Genomic DNA, 23,828 nt, shown 5'->3' on the forward strand with positions numbered 1-23,828 from the left:
AGCCAATGTCGGGGGCGGAGAGCCGCGCGGAACTCAGCGACAAGGACCTCGTGGAGTCCGTGTTGCGGGATCTGCGCGAGGCCGCCGAGAAATGGGAAGCGCTGGTCGCCGAGGCCGAGAACACAACCTACAGTGTCGATCTCGGCGACGTCCGTGCCGTGGCCAACGCCGACGGCCGGCTGCTCGAACTGACGCTGCACCCGTGTGTGGTCAGCGATTACACCCACAGCGAGTTGGCGGATCGGCTCAATCGCGTCTTCACCGCACTGCGCGAGGAAGCCCAGTCGGACTTCGAGACCCGGTACGGCACCAGCGCGGTCTGACAGCGGCCCGCAGTCCTACCAGTTCAGGGCGGCCATCTCGCGCTTTGTGTCGCACACGGCCCGCACCGCGGAGTCGATGTCGACGGCGGTGATGGTCTTGAGGTCGTCGATCGTCACCGGCTGCCCGGCACGCTTCTGGGCGGCCACCCGAGTGTCGCGGGCCAGTTCGGCCTCCTCGATCACGTTGCGGGCGAACCGGCCGTTGTGCATGACGTTGATGCCATGCTCGCCACGTGGGCTGACATAGCCGCGGATCGTGGTCACCATCGCCAGGAACCGCTGGCGTGCCTCGGGATTCAGGACGGTGGCGCGACTGGAGCCGTAGCGCTCACCGATCTCGACGATCTCTTCGGGGGTGTACGACTCGAACCGGATCTTGCGGTTGAACCGGCTGGCCAGACCCGGGTTGACGGTCAGGAATTCGTCGACCTGGTCTTCGTAGCCGGCGGCGAGGAAGCAGAAGTCGAAGCGGTGTTTCTCCAGCGCGATCAGCAGCTGGTTGACTGCCTCCATGCCGATCATGTCCGGAGTCCCGTCCTGGTGACGTTCCACCAGTGAATAGAACTCATCCATGAAAAGGATTCCACCCAAAGCCTTTTCGATCAGCTCATTCGTCTTGGGCCCGGACGATCCGATGTGTTCGCCGCAGAAGTCGGAACGACGGACCTCGGTGATCTCCGGGTTGCGCACGATACCCATGCCGGCGTAGATCTTGCCCAAGGCCTCGGCGGTGGTGGTTTTGCCGGTGCCGGGCGGGCCGACCAGCAGCATGTGGTTGGTCTGGCCTTCCACAGGCAGGCCGTGCTCGAGCCGCATGGCCCGGATTTCGAGCTGGTCTTCCAACGCCTTGACCGCCCGTTTGACCTCGGCCAGGCCCACCTGCTTCTCCAGTTCGGCACGGCCCTGCTCCAACAGCTCAGCGCGGCGGTCCAGCGCGTTGTGCTCGTCGAGTTCCGCGCGGCTCTTCGCCGAACCGGCATCCCAACGGTCGGTGCGGCTGTCGATGATCTGTTCCTCGGTAACCACCAGGCGCAGCTTCGGTTCAGCCAGCGCGGCCTTGGCCGGTTCGGTCAGCACACCGTTGATGGCCGCCTTGGACAACCAGACCTGCGCCTTGTCCTCCTCGCCGAGCTGGCGGTGCACCATGCCACGCAGGTAGGCCAGATCCGCAGCCAACAACGGGATCTCGCTGGGGTTGATCGACGCGGTGAGCACACCTGCCGGGAATCGTTCCGAGGAACGCGTCTGCCCGATGATGTCGACGCGGTCCAGCCAATCCAGTGCTACCCGGCCCTGGCCCAAGTGCGCGGCCGCATAGCCGGCGAGGGCGCACACCGACGCGGTGACCGCGGGCATCACGATCGCCCGGTCGGGGAGTTCTTCGGCGGCGACGGTCAGCAGATCCGGCCAGCGCTGGGTGACGAACATCAGGTAGGCGCGGCCGAGCTGATGCCACTGGTAGTTGATCCAACTGTCGAGCAGGGCCTTGTCGGCCAGCAGGGCGTCGGCACGCTCGTATTCACCGGCAACGGTTAGCGCCGATGCCAGGGCCAGACCCACGTGCGAGGCGTCGGTCACCGTGATCGACAGATACGGTCCCAGCGGGATCTGGGCGGCCAGGTGCCGGCCCAGCCGGGTGGTCTCCTTGTGCAGCCAATCGCTGTTGGCGTACAGACGCTTGAGTGTGTCCAGCTCGGTGTCGCCGCACGCGATACGGCCCAGCCAGGCATCGGCCATAGAGGGATCGGCCTCAGTTGCGGCGACGAAGTCGACTAACGCGTCGGGGGAGCCGTAGCGCCCGTCCATGCTCACCATGGCCCGGTCGAAGTGTCGACGGGCCGCCAGCAAGTCACTCAATGTCTGTCGTCCTCTGTCGCGCGTCCAGGGTCTCCGGCTGACAACCGATGCGATGCGGTGTCATCGCGACGACATCGGGGCCAGCGCCTCCGGGCTGCAGTACCGGTTTTCCGCCCGGAACAACTCCACCGTAGCCAGCCACGATTTCCCGGCGGCCGCAACCCGTACCGCGTTCCGGTCGATCTGCTCGATACTCACTTCGACCGCGTCCGGTGGTGGCGGCGGCGTCCCGGGCGGAGCCACGGTGATCACGGTGGCCGGCCGCGGCGACGGCGCTATCGGCCCGTCCACCACGCTGACGGTGGTGCGTGGCGTCGGCCGGGATTCGCCGACCACGGCCACCTCGGGCATTCGGACGCTGGCCCAGCGGGCCTTGTCCCGGGTGTGCACGCAGACCCGTTCGCCGGCACCCGCGGCCCGGATGACGATGCGCTTGGCGATCAGGTCCTCGGCGGCGATGAAGACGCGGCTCAATTCACCGGAGTCGGTGAGCGGCACCATCAGCCGGTCGCCGTTGGCCAGCTTGCCGATCAGGACGCCCGACGGGCCGATCTCGATGGGCAGGCTGGCCGGCAGCCGGCCGGGGCGCAGCCCGCGCAGCTGTGGGCGGGGGGCACACATGTTGGCCTCCAGCGCAGCGGCCTGCTCCCCGTTGAGCCGGTGCAGCACCACCGACGGGGGAGTCGGGGCCGGCTGCGGGGTCTGCAGGGTCACGGTGGCCGTACACGTCCCGTTCGGGAACACCGTGACGTTCTGGATCACCTCATCGACCGGCAGAGTCCACGCCTGCGCCAGCAGCTGGGCACTGATCTCGCGGGCCGGATAGGCATAGGTCGTCACCCAGCCGCCCTCGGTGCGCAGCGTCTTCCAGCGCTCGGCGCCGGCCAGCAGCGAACCGCCGCCGAGGCGCCGATCCAGCTCGACCAGGTCGCTGGCGGTGGCCACCCGGGTGCGCAGGCCATCGCAACGCAGCAGGCCGGCAATCCGTTGCGCGACGGCAACCGCGGTGGCACCCAGCGTGGTGCGCCACCGCAGCGCCGCGGTGTTGTCGATGACCCGCAGTCTCAGCACCAGCCAGGTTTCCCGTTGGCCGGCGTAGGGCGGGGTGCCGATCTCGGTGTCGTAGACCCGCGGGTAGTCGCCGGTGGTGGCCCGGCGGGCTCCGATGCTGATCACACTCATGGACTCCAGGACCAGCCCGAGTGCGTGCCGCAGCATTGGTAGCAGCTCGGCGACGTCCACGACGTTGTCGGTCTCCACGTTCACCGATCCGGTGGCCACGGTGGCCGTATGCGCCCGGCCCAGCAGATGGACTGCCACCACCGCCACACCGTCGGAGATGCGAACCCCGCCGCCGGCACGGTTGTTGGCCACCGTGATCGGCTCGCTCCAGGCCGCCTTCAGCGCCTTTGCCGGGCGCCGCAACCACAGCAGTGCCCAGGACCACGCCGGCTGCCCCCACCACGGCACCAGCACCACCAGCACCGCCAGCAGGACCGCCACTGTCAGGCCGATCAGCCCACCCAGCGTCCAGCCCGCCAGAGCGGACAGGGCGATCGTCGTCGCGCACAGCAGCCGCCGGTTGCTCGACGCCGGGAACCCGGTCAGCCGGACCCGGTTCTGACTCACTTGCTGGCCCTCCGGATCCGCGCAGTGATCGCGGCGGCCAGGACGGTCGCGGCGATCACGCCGAGGAATCCCAGGGCCACGGTCCGGGCCCGATGGTCCGGCGGCGGTGGCGGCGGCGCCGGGGTGATCACCCGCTGTTGCGAGCCCGGCGTCAGCGGGTCACCCACCGGCACGTTGAAGGTCAGCGCCGCGACCGGGTCGACCAATCCGTAGCCCACCCGGTTGTCGACGCCGGCGGGCGGATTGTGTGCGGTCTGCATGATCCGGTTGATCACCTGATGTGCGGTGAGCTGCGGGTATTTCGCCCGCACAAGTGCAGCGACGCCGCTGACGTAGGCGGCCGAGAAGCTGGTGCCCCAGAACGGCATGTTCTTCTCGCCCACCCGAATCGGCGGGTAGGCGTTGACCGGGACACCGCCCTGCGGGGATAGGCCCATCACGTGGGTGGCCGGGGCGGCCACCCCCACCCAAGGGCCGGCCATGCTCTTGTCGATCGGTGCTCCGGTGGCGTCCACGCCGCCCACAGACAAGACGTAGTCGGAGAACCACGACGGGCTCGAGATCACCTTGACCTGGTTCCAGTCCCGCGGGTCGCTCGGGTTCAGCGGGTCGAACATCGGGTTGTCGGCGCAGCCGGCTTCGCCGACATTGCCGGCGGCCGCGACGATCACCGCGTCCTTGACCGTCGCCGCGTACCAGAGGGCTGCCCCCAGCACCTGCTGGTCGAGTCCGGCCGCCACCTGAACGCAGGACGTCACCGAAATGTTGATGACCTTGGCGCCCATGTCGGCCGCGTGGACCACGGCCTTGGCCAGCGTGGCCAGCGTGCCCGCCTTGACCCGCTCGTCGTCGTAGCTGAACCGTTGCGGGTTGACCGGCTCGAACGCCCGCGACGACTGGCGGATCGAGATGACGGTGGCGTGCGGGGCCACCCCGACCACACCGTCGGGGGCGCCTGGCGGCGGCGGGGGAACTGCGGGCTCGTCTTCGGTCTGCGGATCGGCCGGCCCCGAGGCCGGTGCTACGGCACCCTCCGGCGGTGGGGGTGGAGGTGCCACCTGGGTGATGGTCACGGGAGCCGGGATCGGCGGCGGGGCCGGTGGGCCGGGCACGTCAGCCGGCGGGAGTGGTTCGCCGATGCTTGGCGGAGGACCGCCGGGCGGGGGGAACGCCGGAACTTCTGGCATCGGGCGGGGCATCGGCAGCACACCGAGCGGGGCCGCGGCGATGATCGATGCGGCGATGGTGCCGTGCGCATCGCAGTCCTGCAGACCGTCCAGCCCCTCCGCGCCGCCCATGATGTAGTCGCCGCCGGCGATCGCGGGCAGCCGTGGGTTCGGTGTGACGCCGGTGTCGATGACGGCCACCGGCACGCCGTTGCCGGTGGAGTACTGCCATGCCGCGGCGATCCCCAGCATGTCGAATCCCGGTGCCAGCTGGGCCACATCGGGGTTGCTGACGGTGATCGGCACACTGCACGAATTCGAGCGGCGCATCGGCTGATCCGGCCCGGGTACCCCGTCAGCTGGCACCAGGACCGGATCGACGGACGGCGGCTCGATGGCCCGCGCCGGCGGAGGGCTGCTCGACAGACTCACCAACAGCATCACCGCGGCGACCGCTGCCCAGCGGGCGCGCGCGGGGTTCAGTTGCGCACCCACACGAACAGTCCTCCCAGCCAAGCGCCAAGCACCCCCACCACAATGAACGCCAGTACTTCGAGCCATTCGACGGCCAGCCGGATCCAGGGCACGAACTTGGTCTCGGGGACTAGCAGGCCGGCGGCCACCCCGAGCCCGGTGAAGACCGCGATGGCGGCGGCCGGCCACAAGAACCCGCCGGCGGTGTCACCCGGGTTCGCCAGCGCGTATTTGACGATTCCGGTGAGCACGGCCGCGCACGCCCCGCTCACCAGGGCGATCGCTTGGACGCGGCCGGCGAAACCGCGGCCCTGGGTGACGAACAGGCCTGCCACCAGACCGCACAGCACCAGCGCACCACGTGGCCGGGCGCCGCCCGGTTCCAATACCATCCAGACCGCGATCGGCAGCGCCGTGGCGATCGCGACACACATCCCGACCTGCACCGCGTTGATCAACCGCGCGGAGGCCGCGATCGCGGCGCCGCGTGCCGAGATGTCGACCAGGTCGTCCTCGTCGTCCTCGCCGTCCTCCGGACTGACCGGGGAGACCGTATCGATCGGCATGTTGGCGCGCCGGGCGAACAGATCCCGCCCGGTGATCGAACCGAAGTACGGCGGGCGCACCCGGGCAACCCACAGCGCGATCGTTGGCGACATGCGCAACAGGATCAGCAGGCCCAACAGCATGCAGATACCGATCACCTGCGGCGATACCGGATGCCACATCCGCGCTGCCGCCACCGCCCCGCCGACCGCCGCGGCGGTGACGATCGCGGTGGCTACCGCGGTCTGCGAACGCAGCAGCACGCTTAGCCCAATCGCGCCCAACGCCAGGACCGTCAGCCCGATCAACAGGTGAGGCGCGCCCAGGGCCCCGGGTGCCGCGCATAGTGCGGCGCAGGACAGCGCGAGAACGGCCAGCCAGCCGAATCCGCTGAGCAGGTCATCGCGGGCCGGCCAGTTCCGCCGGATCACCGTGGCACCCAATGCGAGCAGTCCGCCGAGGCCGGCCAGGACCGCCGCGGGCGGCCAACTGTCGCTGAACGTCCGGGCCCGAACCGCCAGCGTCGACAGCACGACCACCGCCATGGCCATCAGCCCGATCGCGGTGTGTGCCGCGGTCAACGCGGTGACCGGGGCGAACATCCGATCGACTTTGACATTGAGCAGCCGTGTCACGGTCTGTTCGTCGGCTTTGTGCCCACACTCCTGGCACTTGATCTCGGGTTGCGCACCGAGTCGGCGGGCCGTCGCGGCCAGCGCACTCGATAGCGATTCGTACTGCGGCTCGAACGAATCGCCACCCACCGCCGGAACCAGAACCAGGGTGTCGCCGTCCTGTACGCCCAGGTCGTCGAGGCTGCGAGTGATGTCCAGCCGGACGCCGTTGACTTTGTGCAGTTCGTAACTGCCTGGGGGGAGAGCCACCCCGTCGAAACCGTGGTGTCGCAGATCCTCGTCGAGCAGCTCGACCATTCCCTCGAAGAATTCCTCCACCGGAATGCCGGCCGGGAAGACCTGGGAGACGAGGTGTTTGTCGTAAGCGAGACTCACCGCACAGCGTGCCGGAAACGCGACTTTAGCTGTTGTCGGAGAAGTCACCGCGCTTACCTTTCGGTGTCGGGCACGAATTTGTCGGCCAGACCGGCGGTTATCTCAAATAACCGCAGCCGGGTCTTCTTCTTCACCTCGTTATGGACGTCGATGATTCCGCCCTTTGCCAGATGGGCGTCGTGCGGCATGACTTCCACGGTGGCGCCGGTTTTGCTGAACCGTTCGGTCAGATAGGCCACCGCGGCGCTGTCCTCGCCCGGTGCGGAGTGGTTGAGGATCACCGTGGACCGTGACACCAGCTCGTGGTAGCCCTGCGAGGCGAGGTAGTCCACCGCCCGCAACACCGGGCGGGACTGGTCCGCGGTGATCCCGGAGACGAAGACCAGGGTGTCGGTGTTCTCCAAGACCGGCTTCATGACCGGGTGCTCCAGGTCTGCCGAGGTGTCGACCAGGATCACGTTGTGGGTTCGCCGAAGCCGCGACAACACCCCGCTGAACATGGCAGGGACGAGCGGGCGCAGCTGATCCGAGGTGCGGTTGCCGGCCAGGACATCCAGGCCGACGGCGTTTTGCCCGAGGTGCTCGCGGATATCGGAATACCCCTGCACGTCGGTGTCGCTCAGAACGGCCGAGTAGTCGCCGGGCGGGTGCTCGTCGATGCGATCGGACAGGGTCCCGAAGCCCGGAACGGCGTCAATCGCGATCACATTTTCCGGTCGGCATTCCCGGAACACGCTGCCGATAGCGGCGGTCATCGTCGTTACACCGGTGCCGCCTTTTCCGGACACTAACGTGATCACGTACTGACGCCGGATGTGCCGCCGAATTCTATTGCGCAAATCACGGTAATGACGTTCGCGCGGAGATTCCCCGGGATTAATAACTTTCGCCGACACGACATAGATCAGTTTGCGCCAGCCCGAGCCGGGAGGAATTTTGCGCGGTGTCGCCAGATCGGAAATGCGCATGGAATCCGATACGGAATCCCGGTAGCGGTGGCTGGATGCCGGATCCCATCGCCCGGATGAGCCTTCGTCAGGCATATTCTGGCTATTCCATGGGCTCGTCACGTGCGTGATGTTAACACGATTGCTGATTCCGTGTTTGCGACGTTTCTGATGGGGGACGGTAATGCACGGTAATGGTGAAGATGTGAATTCACTGTCATACAACGCGCCGATGTGAATGCCAGTCCGCACCGGCTGGGAGTCGAGCGATGAGCCGCAGGATGGCGTTGGCGATGTCGGCACGTGTACCGGGGGAGACGATCTGGTAGCGGCGACCGCTGTTGTCGATGTTCTCCACACAGACGCGGCCCGACGGGGTGTCCGAGATCAGCACCGCGGTGTCCGCGATCGCCATCCGCGCCAGCCCCTCGGGGCCGGCACCTGGCTGGATCGCGACGATGTTGGCCTGGCCGGACAATTCCGGGTCGGCGGCCAGCGCCACCATCTGCTGCTGGTCGATGTCGAGCCGTTGTGCGGCCAGGTAGCGACGCAGACTGTCCTGGTCTCGGACCCGCTCGAGCAGTTCCTTGGTGTCGAGGGTGACCGGCCGCAGCTTGGCGGCCTCGGTGACGCCGCACAACCGCTCGATCTGGCCGACCAGCAGATCACCCGCGGCCGCCTGGTCGGTGGCGCTGCCGGCGGGGTAGAGCCGCACCTCTTGGTCATGGCGTTCGAGCACCACCCACCAGGAGGCGAACCGGCTGATCGAGACGCGGGTCAGGTGCTGGGGCTCGCCGGAGGGCCGCCCGGGGAAATGCAGGTTCAGCATCAGCGCGATGTCGCGCCGCATGATCACCGTCAGCCATTCCCGGACCATCGAGTCCACTTCGCCTTGGTCATCGAGCACACCGATCGCGGTGAGTTCCTCGGCGATGGGGTGTCGCAGCGCCCGCTCGGCGGTGTCCAGGCGGGGCAGTAGGGGGCGAAGTCCCAGTTCCGGACAGAGCGTCTCGATCCCGGTGACGGCCTGCAGTACCCACAGCCCGTCGAGCGTCGTAGTCAGCACGTCACCCTCGTCTCACCTGTGGTTGCGGTAGTCGGCCTGACGCACGAAATGGGGCATCTGCGCCGGTGGCGCAGACACCCCACCTCGGTGACGATCGGGGTCGATCAGAAGAGCGACTGGATCGTCTGGTCGGTCGAAATAGCCCCTTCCAGCACGGAGCCGATGGTCGAACCGTGCTGCCCGATGGTCTCGATCAGGCCCTGCAGGCCGGACAGCATCTGGGCCTGGGCTTCGAAGAAGCCGGTGGCACCGTGGCCGGCGAAGTACTCGGTCAGCATCTGGGTGAGCTGGTGGGAGTCCTGGTGGATCTGGTCGAGGGTGCCGGCGCTGCTGACCACGCTGTGGGCGTGGTCGGAGACGGGGCCGGGGTTGTAGGTGATACCGCCACTGTCTGCCATGGGGATCGTTGTCCTTTCGAGTACGGGGGTGGGGGTTAGGCGGACTGTCCGCCGAAGAGCGCGTGGAAGGCGTGCTCGGAGTGGGACTCGTGAGACTCCATCAGGGCAGCGGCCTGGTTGAGGCCCTCGGTCAGGCGGTGGCCGCCGGTGAGGACTTTCTGCATGTCTTCGTGGATCTGCGCGGCGGTGGCGTACGAGGCCTTGGAGCCGCCACCGTCCCACGTCCCAGCGCCCAGGATGTTCTCGTGGTCGGCCAGGTACTGGTTGGCGATCGCCTGCGCGTGTTCGATGTGCTGCGACAACTTCGACGCGGTGTTCCGCATCAGTTCGGGCGTGACGACAATGGCTGCCATCGGTTCCTCCTCGGTTGTAGAACAACCCCCCCGGGTTCGGTGGGATATAGCTGGCGGTAGTGTATTGGCTCCTCTCGGATGTGTCGATTCACCCTGTATTCATCAAACGCCCAGGTCACACCCGGTCGTCGACAACTCGCACGGTGTTGGTCCGCTCGGAGGACCGGTCGCCTTGACCGTTTCCGGAGCCCTTTCCGCCCGCCCCGGCGCCGTGGGCCATGGGCATGCCGCCCATGCCTCCGGCGCTGGTGGTCGTCACCCGCTGGGACTCGACCGAGCCCAGCGCGCCGCTGGGCCGCAACCCCACCGGACGCCCGCCACCTGACTCGAATGCGCTCACGGGTCGGGTGAACGCTGACACCGGCGCGCCCGCGCCGCCGCCCCCGAAGCCGCCCGCGCCGGGTGCGGACGTCGCATTGGCCAGCATGGCGGTGGCCGGCACGCCACCGGCTCCCGCCGGATTGAGAGCGCCGCCCAGCATGCTCGGGTTCATGAACATGCCCATCAGCGACTGCATCGGGCTCATCATCGACTGGGGCATCTGCATCAGCGACTGCGGCGCCTGCATCAACGTAGAGCCGATCTGCTGGACCGGTCCCAGCATCGAACTCATCTGCGAGCCCATGCCCTGGGCCGCGTTGGCGCCCTGGCCAGCGGCATTGCTTGCCGTCGACGTACCGGTGTAGGCGGCGCGCATGGCACCGCCGGCCGCGGCCTGCGATGCCGCTTCGCCGACCGCGCTGGCCGCTGCCGCCGGAGCCGCGGGTGAAGCGCCCATCCCGGCCACCGGGGCCGGAACCGTCAGGCTGGAAATGAGCGCGGTAAGCACCGCCCCGTAGGAAGCGCCCACCGCGGCGTTGTTGGGCCAGAACAGGCCGTAGTACTCGAATTCGAGCGACGTGATGCGCGGCGTCAACGCCCCCAGCACCGACGGATTGATCCCGTAGTCGGTGGCCGTCTCGACCCGGTTCTCCTCGCACTCCTGAGTGGTACGCATGCTGCCGTAGGCCAGCTGGTAGGCCTCGACTGCCGCCGCGACGATCGGCGCCTTGACATCCACCCAGCCCGCGAGCCCGTGCAGGGCCACGTTCAGCAGGGTTGCGTTGAGAACCGACCCCTCCGATCCGGCGCCGATCCAACCGATCGAGGTCAATGCCGTGTTGACCGCCGAGGCGATTCCCGACGCGTGGTGGGCCACACCCAAAGACGTCCATGCCGCCCCGTTGGTCAGCATGGTCGCAACGCCCGCGCCGGATTTAATCAACATGTCGTTGGTCTCCGGTGTGCGGGCGGCCCACCCCGGGTCGGCCACTGATTAGCCGCCGAGTGCGACGGTGGCGGCTCGCAGCGCTTCGGTGGCGCCGTACACACCCGAGGCGGTGGCCTGCGCACCGGAGAACAGCCCGCGCTGCGCCGAATGCTCGGCGACGATGCCGAGGTATTCGGATCCGGATGCCAGCAGGGCGGCCTGGAACGCGATGGAATCGGGGTCGTTGCCCATCGGCAGAACGCCCAGCAGGGCCGGGCTGGCCGCGGAGGCGGCCGCCTCCGTTTCAGCGGTGATTCCCGCTTCGACGCCCGATGACGCCAGGACTGCTTCCGGTTCGACAGAGAACATAATTTCCTCCCCTATAGGCCTCATCAGCCTCATCGCTGATATGCCGACGTTGGCAGGTCGGAGTTGATCGTAAACCGATATCGGGACGCCGTCACTTCACGATGTAAATACCGGTTATTGCTGCTCGAAATCGTGGATCATCGACGAAGGCACTCCGACCAGCACACCTTCCACCTCGGAATCGTTGACCAGTAAACCCCGGCCCGCGGGCAACGCCTGTGCCCGCACCATCCGATTGACCTTGTTCTGCGGGTCGTTGTCCATGAACAAAGTGGGCACCTTGGCGGCGCGTTGCGTCTTGACCCAGGGGTCCATCTCCAGCTGGCCGAAGTTGGACGAGTTCCTGGTGGTGAACACGTGCAGCCCGATCTGGCGGCCCCGCTCCATCAGCTTCCACAACGCCGCGCCCACCGGGGGCTTGGCCGGATGGATCTGCGCCGGACGCAAATCCTGCACGTCGTCGATCAACACGAAATGGCGCGGTCCCTCCCAAGGCTTGAGTGCGCGCAGCTCCTCCTGGCTGAGGCCCTTGGCGGGCAGCCGGGGCAGCAGAACCTGCTGGGCCAGCGTGGTCAGCACCTCGTCGATCTCGTCCTGGTCGTAGGCGTAGGCATTGACGTAGCCGGCGCCCTGCAGGTCGCGCAACGGTCCGGTCTTGGGGTCGACGATGGTGATCTGGGCGTCCTGCGGGCTGAACCGCGCCATCACCGCTTCGCCGACGGCGGCCAGGGTGGCGCTCTTGCCGCATAGGGCCCGCCCCAGAATCATCATCCCGGGATGTTCGGACAGCATCAGCGGCACCGGCAGCAGATCGTGCTGCTCGCCGATCATGAACGCGATCGACGGGGCGGTCTGGGCGAGCGGACGCTGTGCCACGTCGTAGGCCAGGATCTCCGACAGCGCCACCGCGGGCGGCAGCCGCTTGAGCGTGGCGTGCTTGGTCACCCCGGCGACCTCGGCGACCCGCGCCCCCAGTTCTCGGGTACCGATCCGGGCGCCGTCCTCGGCGGCCAGCTCCGGCACCCCGATCAGCATCTCGTGCAGCGACTCGGTCAGGCCGAAGCCGGGCCGGTTCACGGTGCGCTTGGCGGCATCGCGGGCGTCCAGAGACGCCGTACCCATCTCGTTCTCGCCCGGGTTTTGCAGACGCAGCTGGATGCGTACGTCCGAGTTCTGCAGCAGCGTCTGGCGCTGGCCGTGGATCCAGCCAGAAGCACTGGTCATCAGGTGCACGCCGTACTCGGGACCGACACCACTGAGGGCGATGATCCGGTCGCCGAGCATGGTGTCGGCGGCGTAGAGGTCGGAGAAGTCGTCGATGACCAGGAACACGTCGCCGTACGGGTCATTGGGATCGGTGCCCGCGAGGCTTTCGCCGCCGGAACCGAAGCGCCGCTCCCGAAATTCGTTGATATCGATCTTGTCGCGACGGAAGGTGTCTTGGCGGGCGCTGATCAGCGCGGCCATGGTCGCCACAGTGCGCTCCACGCCCTCGCGGTCAGCCGGTGAGACGATGTCGGCCACATGCGGCAGGGTCTCGGCGTAGCCCAGTGTGGCGCCGCCCACGCAGAAGAACGTCAACCGCGCCGGGGAATACATCAGCGCCGCCGAACACATCAGCGTCATCAGTGTCGTCGTCTTGCCGCGGCTCTTGGCGCCGACCACCATCACGTTGCTGCGCAACACGTCGACGCAGTGAACCAGCTGCTGGGCGTCCTCGGGGATGTCTCTGACGGCCAGCGGCCACACCAGCCCGGGGTTGCGGCCGTAGTCCACGTCCCACGGCTTGCCCCGGTAGCGGGCCACCAGCTCATCGACCGATTCGGAGATCTCCAACGGGGGCAGCCACGGCAGGTGCGGTGCCGTGCGGTCGGCGGCGATCAGGGACTCGCGCAGCACGTCGACGATCTTCTTCTTCTTGAACCCGTCGGCGTGCAGGAGGAACTCGTCGGGCTCGGCGTCGGTGGCCGACATGTCCTGCAGCGCTTGGGCGTCCACCTCGTCCAGCGGCTGGTACTGCCAGGTGTAGAGCCGCGGCTTGGTCAAGGTCATGTCGAGGGTTTTGCCCGTCGACGACTTGCGCTTGGGGACGACGAACGGCGCCGACAGGTAGAAGCATCGGAACGGGTCCAGGTCGCGCGGGCCGACTTTCAGAAGGCCGAAGCCGTTCTCTTTCGAGGGCAGGTGATAGGCGGCATCCGAGCCGATCACCTCGCGGCTGTCGTCACCGGACTCGGCGCGCAGTGCGACCCGGAAGGCGATGTTGGACTTGACTTTCTGCAACGATGACAGGTCCAGGCGCTGCCCGCCGAGCATGAAGAAGACGTTGGCGCCGCGGCCTTCCTGGCCGATGTGGATGATCAGGTCGATCCACTTCGGGTGATTCTGGAACAGCTCCAGGTATTCGTCGATCACCACCAACAGGATCGGCACCGGCTCCAGATCCCGGCCGGCCAGCCGGATCTCCTCGTAGTCGTTGGCATCGCGCGCGCCGACGGAGTTGAACAGGCGGTAGCGCCGGGCGATCTCACCGTCGATGGCCCTGCGCATCCGTTCGGCGAGGTGTCGCTCGTCCTTACCGAGGTTGGACAGCGCCGCCGACACATGCGGGATGCCGAGGATGTCCTGGGCCGCGGACTCGAACTTCATGTCCACGAAGATCACGTTGAAGGTCTCCGGCGAGTGCGTCAGCGCGATGCCGTACACCAGGGACAGGAAGAACTCCGATTTGCCCGAGCCGCTGGTGCCGATCACCACGGAGTGGAAACCGAAGCCGCCGAAGTCTTTTGCGCGCAGCACGACGTTCTGCAATTCGCCGTTGGGTTTGGCGCCGACCGGGATCTCCGCCCAGCGCTCGTCGCCGCGACTGCGTCGCTCGGCCCACAGTCGGTCGACGTTGAGCTCACGCGCGTCGTCGATTCCCAGCGCGCGCAACAGTTCCAGGGCGCCGCTGCCCGCGTCGGCGACATCGACACTGGCCGTCGGGGACCAGCGTGCCATCGCCCGCGCGTACCGGTAGGCGCGCGGCACCGACAGCTGGTCGGCATGGGCGAAGAACTTGCCGCCGGAGCGCAGCATGGGCCGTGAAGGATTGCCGATCACCTCGAAGACCTCGTCGCGGGCGAACCCGACGCCGTTTCCGAGCCGGGAGGCGACCCGCAGCACCGTGATGCCTTCCTTGCCGACGCGCCCGACGACGCTCTCCCAGGCCTCGGGGCTTCCGGTGTTGTCGTCGACGATCACCCAATGCGGACCCAGATCATGCCCGTCAGTGCCGGTCTCCAATGCCGAGCCCATGGTGGTGGGACTCGGCGCTGACGGCGGCCGCCAGGCGCCGCGCTTGCCTTTCATGTGCAGGTCGGCGCCGAGCGTCGCCTCGAGTTCGGTGGGGCTGGTGAACACCAGGCGCCGCCACCCGCAGGCGTCGAACAGCTCGTCGTGCTGGTTGTGCGGCAGCCAGACCATCCACGACCACAGCTCGGGGTGTCGGGTCACCACCATCAACTTGAGGTCCAGCGGATTGTGAAACACCGCCAGCCCACTCAGCACCGAACGCAGCAACGATCGGACCCCGTCGAGATCCTCGCCGACGAAGCTGAAGCCGGGGCGGGAGCGCAGGTTGACCACTTTCGCGATGTCGCGGATCTTGCGTTGTTCGAGGATGAAGTCACGCAATGCCTGGCCGGTGACCGGCTCCAGCTCCTCGTCGATCGGGATCTCCGGCCACTGCACCGACAACACCGAGTCGGGGGCATGCTGCACGCCGACGCCCACCCGCACATCAAGGAAGTCCGGGTCGGAGCGGCGACGTTCCCACATCTGCGGCCCGCCGATGACCGCGCCCAAGCCTTGCGGGTTGGAGTGCACCAACTCCTGGGAACTGCGCTGGGCGCAGACCGCCTTCTGGATTTCGTCGCGCTCGCTGTCGAGGGAACGCAGATAGCTGCGCCGATTCTTTTCCTGCTCACCCCAGCTGATCTTGCGGGCCCGCCCGAATCGCCCGGAGAACATCAACATGCCCAGACCTGCCATGCCCACCATCGGGAACATGCCCGAACCCAAGCTGCGCACCCCGGACACGTAGAGCATGACGATGGTGCCGATCAGCGCGACGATCAGCGCGGGCATGCCGATCATCACCCACAGGTTGCGTGGCTCGCGTTCGGGAAGGGCATCCGGTGCGCGGGGCGCGACCCGCACCGGCTTGGGCTCGGGCACCTGCAGACGGACCGGAACGAATGCGCGCTTTGACATCGCCTCAGTGCCCTCCCGGGACGCCCTGCTGATCGTTGGGGGCCACCGGCTGCACCGCGCCCGTCGACGCCACGGTGTCGCGGGCCAGCAGCGCGGCATGCCGCGACAGTTCCGGACCGGTCGCGAAGGTGCGCAGCAACGGCCACGGCGCCTGCTGCGCCGAGCCGGGATCCAGTCCGAGGCCCCGCAGGGTCTCGCTCTCGCCGGCGATGCCGAACCGAACACCGTTGGGCGACACCCAGAACAGGGTTTCGCGGGAATCGGAGTCGAGCAGTTCGCTGGTCGAGGTGACGAAGTTAGTTGCGCCCGGCAACACCAAGACCTGGTTGGCCACCACCGAGGTGGGGCTGCGGTCATCGCGCACCAACCGGACGATCCGGTTGTCCATCGCGGGCGACACCGGCAGGCCTCGCCCGCTGTACAGGGTGATCCGTGCCTGCCGGTCGCCGGGTGCCTTCTCCCAGCCCACGCACGTGGTCGGGTCGGCGGTGGTGTCGACGAACGTGAGCCTGCTGTTGGGGTAGTACTCCACGGGCAGCGTGCTGACTTCCGGGATGTTGACCAGCTTGTCCGGGCTGACCACCAGCGGCGCCACGGACCCGAACGAGTTCGCACTGCGGATCAGGTCGGCCACGAAACTGGTGATCTTCTGGACCCCGTCGGGCACCAGCACGTAGAACTGGGAGCCGCCACCCGCTGTCCGGGTCTCCAGCACCGCACCGACCTGGGAGCCTGGCACCCACGCCGACGGTGTGCCCGCCAAGGGGATCACCGGGACGCGCAGCGGCTCGGTGCTCGGCAGGGCATCGAACAGCGCCCGCGACATCTCCACCGGAACGGTGAGGCCCGGGTCGATGCCGAGGCTCAGCGTGATCGCCCGATCGGCGGGATCCACCTGGGAGCGCTTGCCGCCCCAGACGACGTAGGTGGCGCCCTGGAAGCGGGTCAGCACGGCTGCGCCCGGGGCCAGCGGGGCGGCGCGGCCGGCCGTGCTCAACGGGCCCGCGATCGAGGTCACCACGGGTGGTTCGGCACGGCGCGGAGAGCCCGCGGTGTCGCAGACCGCCCAGGCCGAGGGGGCGCCGGTGTTGGCGACCAATGACGTCGGGGCGCCGGGGATTCCGATCGTGGGGCCGGTCGGATATTTGGCGATCTCGGCGGGTTTGACCCAGGTGGGTACCTCCGCGTGGCCGACCGCCAGCCGCGCCGAGGTGATGTTCAGCGCCGGGTACAGCCGCCCGTCGATGCGCGCGTAGATCGCACCGGAGTCGCGGTCACCGACGATCGACGATGTGCGCACGATCCCGGCCGGACGCAGCACGTTCAGCAGCAGCATCCAGCCCATGCCGATGAAGATCAGCACGATAGAGAGCACGATGGCGGCGGTCTGTTTGCGGTCGTCGTGCTTCATGCGCACCGAGAATTTGGTGGTGGCTGCGCGCAGTCGTCGGTTGTAGAACAGGTGACCGGAGTTCTGGTCCCGGTTCGACAGACTCAGCGGCATGCTCTGCTACCGTTGCCTTTTGGTGGGCAAACGTGAGTGTGTCCCGTTTGCGTGTTCATTAGGCAGCCTCGCCTTGCGGTGAGGTGGTCCCCGTCTGATCCACCGGCTGGTGGTGCAGGTTTGACGTTTCATCGCCGGCTGCGTTGCCCGCTGGCGCGGGTTCGGTCTCACGCGTGGCTCCACGTCCTGCCGCCGGGCCACTCCCGGCGGGACTGCGTTCACCCCAAGGGGGTTCGCCGAGTCGGGCGAGGTTGATCGCAGCACCCAGATCACGGTCGATCCGCACACCGCAGTCGTCACACTCAAAAACTCGATCGGCGAGGGTGAGGTTTGGCTTTCGCCCCCCACACGCCGAGCACGTCTTCGACGACGGAAAATACCGGCCGGCCTCGATCAGATGGCTGCCATACCAACGGCACTTATAGGCCAGCATGCGCCGGATCTGTGCCAGGGCGGCATCAGCGAGCGCCCGATTCAGGCCGCGTTTGCGGGCGCCACCTTTGGAGCGCATGCCGGAGGCGTTCAGGGTCTCCACCACGACAACGTCGTGCTGTTGGGCCAAAGTGGTGGTGGCCTTGTGCAACACGTCGCGGCGCACCGCCGCAGCATGGGCGTGGACGCGGCCGATGCGGGCCTGGGTGGCCCGCCACCGCTTCGACGGCACACGCCTGGCCTTGGTGGCCGGGTCATACGGGCCGTGCTGGCGGGCAGCGCGGCGCTGCAATATTCGCAACCGGGATTGGGCGGCGGTCAACGACTTCGGCGCCGGCACCCGGGCGACCTCACGCCCGTCCGGGGTGGCCACCACCAACAAGCTGTCGGCTTTCACCCCGACATCGACACCAACCACCCGATGAGCCGAACGGCGTGCGTGTGCAGGCCGCATCTTGGCTTCGACGATCACCTGCAGGGCGCAGTGCCAGCGCCCGGCCGTGTCGCAGCGCACGGTGGCCGACAAGATCCGCGCCGTCCCGGCCTCCATCCGGCGGGCCAACTTACGGGTCGATTCATGCGTGCGGACCGCACCCAACCGCGGCAACGTGACATGGCGACGGTCAGCTTCGACCCGGATGACTCCGGTCGTGAACCGCACTGATTTCGTTGCGCGAGCAGCCTTGAACCGGGGAAATCCGACCGCCTTGCCGGCACGCTGACCACGCCGCGAGGCCGACCAGGCGTCCAAGGCGCGGGCTAACCCGTCCAGGCCGGTGTTATAGGCCTCCTTGGAGTTCTCGCCCCACCACGGCGCCACAGTGGGCTTGCGCGCATTCCAGACCTTGCGCAGCGCCGGCAACGACCACCCCAACACCGGGGTCAACTCAGACTCGCCCACACCGTAGCTACGCTCAGCCGCCCGCTGGTCCATCACGGCCTTCACCAACGCCAACATGTGATTGTGCGCGAACCGCGCCGCACCAGCATGAGACGCCAACGCCCGCAACTGCCCCTGCGTGGGATCCAACGCGAACCGATACGCCTGCGCGGTCCAACCGTCGGGAATCTCGAACCTAGCCATCACCCAACAACCTCAGCGTGTTTGGTTGCGGTGACCGCTCGCATAGCCCGGTTCCGCGCGCCACGGCGGCCATACAGGCGTGCGCACATCAAGGTCAGCACCTCAATCATGTCCCGCACCAGGTCATCGGTGGTCTCGCCGGGGTCAGCGACGATCACCTTGCGGCCCTGCGCGGACAATGCGGCTTCGAGGTGCTCCACCCCAAAGCGCGCCAACCGGTCACAGTGCTCCACAACCACCACGCAAACAGATGGGTCCGACAGAATCCTACGCAACTTCGGTCGTTTCCCGTTCACCCCTGACCCGACCTCGGTCACAACTTCGCCGATTACATGCCCGTTCGAGGTAGCCCAATCAGTCAGTCGTGCAACCTGACGGTCCAGATCCGATCGCTGATCATGCGAAGACACCCGCGCATAGACGACGGTATGACCAGCCTCCCCTGCGGCCGGAGCATCGACCCAGATCGTCCCCGACTCCAACCGACGAGCAGGCACCGGCATCCGGCCCTCACGGAACCACCGGTACGCAGTCTGCGGATGCACACCAGTCGCACGCGCCCACTCAGCCAACTTCACACACTCACCAAAACACACATTCGATCACAAACACTCACATTCAAACGAGCAGTTCAAAACCCCCTAACGGCGCACGCTCGGCGGTGCTGCGCCGCCCCCTGCGGCGACAAAGCGCACCGCGACGACATTACTGGCCTTGGCCAGCGGGAACCAGTCACTTGCGCACACGCGATGACGCCGACGCGCGTACCTTTTGGGCTATGCCTGACCAGTTGGGCGCCTTCGCCGCTGCCGCCCGCACGCGAGAAGAGCAGTTGGTGCAGCGGCTGGTCACGTCGGTGGAACTCGACGGACGCTTCGAGGGGATCCTGCGCGGTGCGCACCAGCACAACGTGCAGGCGCGGCAGCGTTTGGATGCGATCGAGGCCGCGATCCGCCAGGCCGCCGCCAGTTGGCCGGGCCTGGACACCCCGGCCGGGGCCCGTCAGTTCCAGACCTTTCTCGTGGGCAAGACTCGGGAAATCCACCAAGTCGTCTCCGATGCCGCAGCGGATAGTCAGCAGCGGAGCGCGCAGGTGCAGGCGCTGACCGAGCGATACCGGGCTCCTGAAGATCTGGCGTCCAGTGGGCCGAAGGGGCCAACAGGCCCGGACGGCGCGAACCAGTCGGCGCAAATGGTCGGCTTTGGGCACGGCATTGGAAATCCGCAGTCACCTCCGTTCAAGCCGGACCCATCTGATCCGCCGATGCCGCAACCCCCCACCGGGCATCCGCTTTCGGAATTGCCGCCGGAACTCGGTGGTAGACCGTCGGGTGAGACCCCTCAGGTGCCACCGGTGAAATTTGGGCCATATTGGGTTCCCCCTGAAGTCGCGGAAGCAGGGACCCAGTGGATTAACAACCATGTTCCAAACCGGACTCCAGCGGAGTGGACGCAGGCATTGTCCGACACACTAGGAGCGGGCTACGCGAAGGGGCAGCAGGAGCAGGTGATCCGCGTACTGCAAGCGGCGCAGGCGGGCCAATGTAGCGTTGACGACGCAGCTAGAAGCCTTTTCGCGCTCGGATTGGATGGTTTGGGGGTCGCCGGCGCGGTACCGCTTGCGGAGGCTCCGCCGATCGCGATCGTCGCTGCCGCGGGGGCGCTGGGAGACGGTGTGCTGAATATCGGCGACATTATCCGGTGCTTGAGCGGATCAACGTAATGCGGACGGTTTCCTTCGGTGTCGAACTAGACATCCTTCGAGCGCTAGGTGATCAATTTGTTCCGTGATTTATTCCAGGTACTGCTGCCATTGTTAGTAGCGGCAGGGACGTTGCCTTTACTGGATAAAAACCCCGGCCGGGTAAGAGCGTTCGGCGTGGCACTCCTCGTTTTTGCGGTGCTCTGTGTTCCCCTCCTCATGATCGAGCTGTCTTCGGGGAATGGAAAGGTCTGGCTGGCCGCGCTGCGCATGGTGTCCTGCCTACTCGGAGGTGTCTATCTGCTTGTCCGGGTTCATTTTTCGCGGCGCGAGGTGGACCAATGATTCGGCCGAGTGTGTCACAACGGCACATGTAGTCGCCGCTTCGATCAGCGCTGCGACGGGTCTGTCACTTCGAGGAGTCGTTCTTGTCCACGATGCGCTTGAGCGGTGTGATGCCAGGGTGCCCGGGATCTTTTGCGACGGACTTGGTCACCGGCACATTGGGCGGGGCCGTCGTGCGGCCCTTGACGGGCTGGCCGTTGGCCACGCCGGGGGCGGCGATCCGCTTCGCGTCCGTCTTGTCGTCTTTGCCGCCCTTGCCGCCGGCGCCGGCCCCGCCGGGCATCATCGGCATCATCCCGCCGCCGCCCGCACCCGCGGTGGGCGCACCGCCTGCGGGACCGGCCGCACCGGTATTGGCCAGGGAGCTGGCCGGCGTTGTCGGCGTTGAGGTCCCTGGAACCGGGGGCGGGCCGAGGTTGCTGGCCGGCGTGGTGCCCACGCCCAGCCCTCCGCCGCTTCCGCCGGAGCCGATATCTCCACCGCTCATTCCGGGGTCGGGACTGATGTTCGAGGCCAGCGTGGTGCCGCCGAGCCCGGCCTTGCCCAGCGATGACGCAGCGCTCATCAGCGGCGACAACGCACCCTGGCCGGCCTGCATCAATCCCTGGGGCAGCTTGCTCACCGCGCCGAGGGCCCCGCTGAGCGCGCTGGTGATGCCCTGCATCGCGCTGTTGACACCCTGCATCGCCCCGCCCATGGCTTCCTGCGGTGATTGCTGTGCCATCAGGGCGTCACCCTGCGAGGCGACGTTCTGGAACTTCGATGCCGCGTCGGCCTCGTGCTCGGCGAACTTTCGCACGGCATCGGCGGCGTGGCCGGCGCGGTCTCGGTGATCGTTGGCGAGTTCGGTGTTCTCCTCGACCAGGTTCAGGTTGGTTGCGGCACCGAAGGCGGCCATCGTGGCGTCGACCGGGGACGATCCACCGGGATGGACCGGTCCAGGGGGGATCGCCGCCGGGGGCTGGGAGAGCGCAATGTGCAAGAAGTCCGCACCGTAATGCTTAACGAAGTCGTCTGTCATGGCATCACCCCTCCATGCCGTACTGCCACTGCCAGGTACCACGCCAGGTGGTAGCGGGCGAGCTCTTCGCTTCCGTCGATCAGGGCGTCGATGGCCGCCAGCAGCATCCAGTCGGCGACATCCCGCGGAGCATGCTGGGGATAGGCCGACAGTACTCGCGCCTGCGTGTCGGTGACTACCTGCTGAAACAGCTCGATTTCGTTGTCGGCGACGCCGGATCTGCGGGCCACTGCGCGTGCCACGGTCTGCACGATCCGCGGTAGGCCATCGTTGGTGCCGGCGATGTCGATGAGCGTGGGACCGAGTTCGTCGACATGGTGGCCATAGCGGGCGCGCTCCCCGCTGCCGGGAATCGGATCGTTCGGGCTGGCCTCGGTGACGTAGGTGTTCGGTTGATGGGCGGCGGCCGCGATCACCGCACCCAGCAGATCGACCGCGCTGGTGTCGCGGCGGCGGTGGGCCGGATCGAGCAACGTGAGCCCGGGCGGGAGTTTGACGGTGGGCGGGATCCAGCCGCCCGCCAAGTCGGTGGCCAGCACGGTGGTGGTCTCGTCGTCGCGAAGACCGGCCGCCCAGGCCAGATTCGGCGCCTGACGGGCTACCGCGTCGACTTTTCGCTGCAGGTCCTGATGTTCGGCCAAACGCCGGGCCGCCGTACCGGCTCCCGCCCCGGCCGTGCCCCCGGCGCCCATGCTGCCGGCCACCGATGTGCCGGACTGGCTGGGTGCGCCGGGCGCCGGCTTGCCTGGTGCCGGACGATCGCTGGCGGAGGCGACCGCTGGTCCCCCGGACGTCGGCGTCGTGGCGCCGCCGGGCGAGGGCGGGGGAGTTGGGCCCGCGGGTCCGACTGGCGCCGTGGGTGCGGCCGGGACGGCTCCAGCAGCTGGGCGCAAATCTGCCCCGTAGCCGGGCAAGGGGCCCGACGGGGCCACCGGGCCGGCGCTGATCGTCCCCGACGATCCAGAGGTCGGGCTCGCTGTCACTGGCGGTGCCGTTGGTGCTGCCGGTGTCGCGCCGGCGGTGGGTGCGGACGGGGCGATCTCAGTGTTGGGGGTGGCCAATTGGGCCATATTGCCTAGCGCACCACCCGCCATCGGCGTCACCGACGGCGAGGGGGGAATCTGCGATGGCTGACCAAATCCCCCGGGGCCTGCTCCGCCCGGCGCCAATGGCGATGGCGGTCCGCCCGGTCCGGCAGGCCCACCGCCAGGCATACCGGACGCGAACGCCTGAGCGGGCCCCGCGCCGGGAAGGCCGGGGGGCATTACGCCGCCGGGCGAGCCGCCCAGGCCTGACATGCCGGTGGCCACGGGAGGTGGCATGCCGCTGCCCATCGCAGTTGCGTTGGATACGCCGCCGGGGGCAGGCGGTGTGCTTACGCCGGGTGTTCCGAGGCCGGGGATAATTGTTTGGCTGCCTGGCGATCCAAGGTTGCCGCTACCCCCTGTGCCGCTGGATTCGCCGCCCATGCCGCCGCTGGCTCCGCCACCGCTGCCGCTGTTACCCGTGCCGGCCGTGGCGCCGCCTGTTCCACTGCCGCCCGTGCCGCCGCTGTTGGTGCCGCCGGCGCCGCCGCTGGTTCCGCCAACGCTATTGCTGGTGCCGGCTGTGGCATCGCCGGTTCCGCCACCGCTGCCGCTGTTGCTCGTGCCGGCTGTGGCGCCGCCGGTTCCACTGCCCCCCGCGGCTCCAGTGTCGTTGCCGCCTGCGCCGCTGTTGGCGCGGCCTTCCGGAAGAAGAAGAAGAAGGAGTTCGTCCACGCTCTTGGGAGCTGCGTGATTTTCCGCGTACCCGTTGCCGTACGGGAATGGAAGCTGGTCGGTACCAGCCGCCTTTCTGCTCAGATCTTCGGCGGTGGGTAGTTGGGACGGTGGTGGGCCGAATTTTGCGCCGTTATCTTGCAGCCACTTCTGGGCGTCGCCTTCGATGCCCAGATCCTTGAACATCTGTTGGGTTACCTCAATGATCTGTCGGTTGGCTTCTGAGCTATGTTCGGTTGCTTTGCCGTTGGCTTCGACGATTAGTCCGACAGCTTCGGTCATTGCCTCGGGTGTATTTTTCGCTACCAGGCCGTCGATTTTTGGGTTGTACTGGTCGGC

The 23,828-nt window shown here is 67.5% G+C and carries 19 protein-coding genes; 3 read left to right on the forward strand and 16 right to left on the reverse strand.

Annotation, left to right across the window (positions count from 1 at the left end; all coding sequences use genetic code 11):
- Window positions 1–5 precede the first annotated feature (5 nt).
- A complete protein-coding gene (locus NM962_17730; GenBank protein UVO11754.1) occupies window positions 6–323 on the forward strand; it encodes a DUF2710 domain-containing protein in 318 nt (105 codons plus the stop codon).
- Between the two features lie 15 nt (window positions 324–338).
- Here the strand turns inward: NM962_17730 and eccA are convergent, their stop codons facing one another.
- The 14 genes from eccA to NM962_17800 all read right to left on the reverse strand — a co-directional run bounded on the left by eccA (window position 339) and on the right by NM962_17800 (window position 19,239).
- Complete coding sequence (eccA, locus tag NM962_17735) at window positions 339–2,138, reverse strand: type VII secretion AAA-ATPase EccA (GenBank protein ID UVO14807.1); 1,800 nt, start codon at window positions 2,136–2,138, stop codon at window positions 339–341.
- Between the two features lie 102 nt (window positions 2,139–2,240).
- Window positions 2,241–3,809 carry a type VII secretion protein EccE gene (gene eccE, locus NM962_17740; protein UVO11755.1) on the reverse strand — a complete coding sequence of 523 codons (1,569 nt, stop codon included), beginning with the start codon at window positions 3,807–3,809 and terminating at the stop codon, window positions 2,241–2,243.
- Window positions 3,806–5,416, reverse strand: coding sequence for a type VII secretion-associated serine protease mycosin (gene mycP / locus NM962_17745; protein ID UVO14808.1), 1,611 nt, complete (start codon window positions 5,414–5,416; stop codon window positions 3,806–3,808). The genes eccE and mycP overlap by 4 nt, the downstream gene beginning before the upstream one ends.
- Before the next feature lie 38 nt (window positions 5,417–5,454).
- Window positions 5,455–7,053, reverse strand: coding sequence for a type VII secretion integral membrane protein EccD (eccD, locus tag NM962_17750; protein UVO11756.1), 1,599 nt, complete (start codon window positions 7,051–7,053; stop codon window positions 5,455–5,457).
- Between the two features lie 5 nt (window positions 7,054–7,058).
- On the reverse strand, window positions 7,059–8,075 hold the full coding sequence (locus NM962_17755) for a MinD/ParA family protein (GenBank protein UVO14809.1): 1,017 nt from the start codon (window positions 8,073–8,075) through the stop codon (window positions 7,059–7,061).
- 94 nt (window positions 8,076–8,169) lie between these two features.
- Window positions 8,170–9,018 carry an ESX secretion-associated protein EspG gene (locus tag NM962_17760; GenBank protein UVO11757.1) on the reverse strand — a complete coding sequence of 283 codons (849 nt, stop codon included), beginning with the start codon at window positions 9,016–9,018 and terminating at the stop codon, window positions 8,170–8,172.
- Between the two features lie 104 nt (window positions 9,019–9,122).
- Complete coding sequence (locus tag NM962_17765; protein ID UVO11758.1) at window positions 9,123–9,416, reverse strand: secretion protein; 294 nt, start codon at window positions 9,414–9,416, stop codon at window positions 9,123–9,125.
- A gap of 35 nt (window positions 9,417–9,451) precedes the next feature.
- A complete protein-coding gene (locus NM962_17770) occupies window positions 9,452–9,769 on the reverse strand; it encodes a WXG100 family type VII secretion target (GenBank protein ID UVO11759.1) in 318 nt (105 codons plus the stop codon).
- A gap of 115 nt (window positions 9,770–9,884) precedes the next feature.
- Entirely contained in the window at window positions 9,885–11,081 is a 1,197-nt protein-coding gene (locus tag NM962_17775; GenBank protein UVO11760.1) for a PPE family protein, read from the reverse strand.
- A 3-nt stretch (window positions 11,082–11,084) separates the two neighbouring features.
- On the reverse strand, window positions 11,085–11,390 hold the full coding sequence (locus NM962_17780; GenBank protein UVO14810.1) for a PE domain-containing protein: 306 nt from the start codon (window positions 11,388–11,390) through the stop codon (window positions 11,085–11,087).
- A 111-nt stretch (window positions 11,391–11,501) separates the two neighbouring features.
- Window positions 11,502–15,641 (reverse strand): type VII secretion protein EccCa, encoded by a 4,140-nt coding sequence (gene eccCa, locus NM962_17785; GenBank protein ID UVO11761.1) that lies wholly within the window; start codon window positions 15,639–15,641, stop codon window positions 11,502–11,504.
- A gap of 4 nt (window positions 15,642–15,645) precedes the next feature.
- The gene (gene eccB, locus NM962_17790; protein UVO11762.1) at window positions 15,646–17,145 is read right to left on the reverse strand and encodes a type VII secretion protein EccB; all 1,500 of its coding nucleotides are present in this window, start codon (window positions 17,143–17,145) and stop codon (window positions 15,646–15,648) included.
- 58 nt (window positions 17,146–17,203) lie between these two features.
- Window positions 17,204–18,661, reverse strand: a complete 1,458-nt coding sequence (gene tnpB / locus NM962_17795) for an IS607 family element RNA-guided endonuclease TnpB (GenBank protein ID UVO11763.1) — start codon at window positions 18,659–18,661, stop codon at window positions 17,204–17,206.
- Window positions 18,661–19,239, reverse strand: a complete 579-nt coding sequence (locus tag NM962_17800) for an IS607 family transposase (GenBank protein UVO11764.1) — start codon at window positions 19,237–19,239, stop codon at window positions 18,661–18,663. The genes tnpB and NM962_17800 overlap by 1 nt, the downstream gene beginning before the upstream one ends.
- A gap of 200 nt (window positions 19,240–19,439) precedes the next feature.
- Here NM962_17800 and NM962_17805 point away from each other — a divergent pair, with 200 nt between their 5' ends.
- Both NM962_17805 and NM962_17810 read left to right on the forward strand, forming a co-directional pair.
- Window positions 19,440–20,384: a DUF4226 domain-containing protein gene (locus NM962_17805; GenBank protein ID UVO11765.1), complete on the forward strand. Its 945-nt coding sequence runs from the start codon at window positions 19,440–19,442 to the stop codon at window positions 20,382–20,384.
- A gap of 48 nt (window positions 20,385–20,432) precedes the next feature.
- A complete protein-coding gene (locus NM962_17810) occupies window positions 20,433–20,708 on the forward strand; it encodes a hypothetical protein (protein UVO11766.1) in 276 nt (91 codons plus the stop codon).
- Window positions 20,709–20,772: 64 nt separating this feature from the next.
- Here NM962_17810 and NM962_17815 read toward each other — a convergent pair whose 3' ends face one another.
- Together NM962_17815 and NM962_17820 are read right to left on the reverse strand one after the other, a co-directional pair.
- Window positions 20,773–21,729 (reverse strand): hypothetical protein, encoded by a 957-nt coding sequence (locus tag NM962_17815; GenBank protein ID UVO11767.1) that lies wholly within the window; start codon window positions 21,727–21,729, stop codon window positions 20,773–20,775.
- The gene (locus tag NM962_17820) at window positions 21,726–22,421 is read right to left on the reverse strand and encodes a DUF5631 domain-containing protein (protein UVO14811.1); all 696 of its coding nucleotides are present in this window, start codon (window positions 22,419–22,421) and stop codon (window positions 21,726–21,728) included. Before NM962_17820 ends, NM962_17815 begins: the two co-directional genes overlap by 4 nt.
- Window positions 22,422–23,828 lie beyond the last annotated feature (1,407 nt).

Source organism: Mycobacterium sp. SVM_VP21 (genome assembly GCA_024758765.1).
Classification (GTDB): domain Bacteria; phylum Actinomycetota; class Actinomycetes; order Mycobacteriales; family Mycobacteriaceae; genus Mycobacterium; species Mycobacterium heraklionense_C.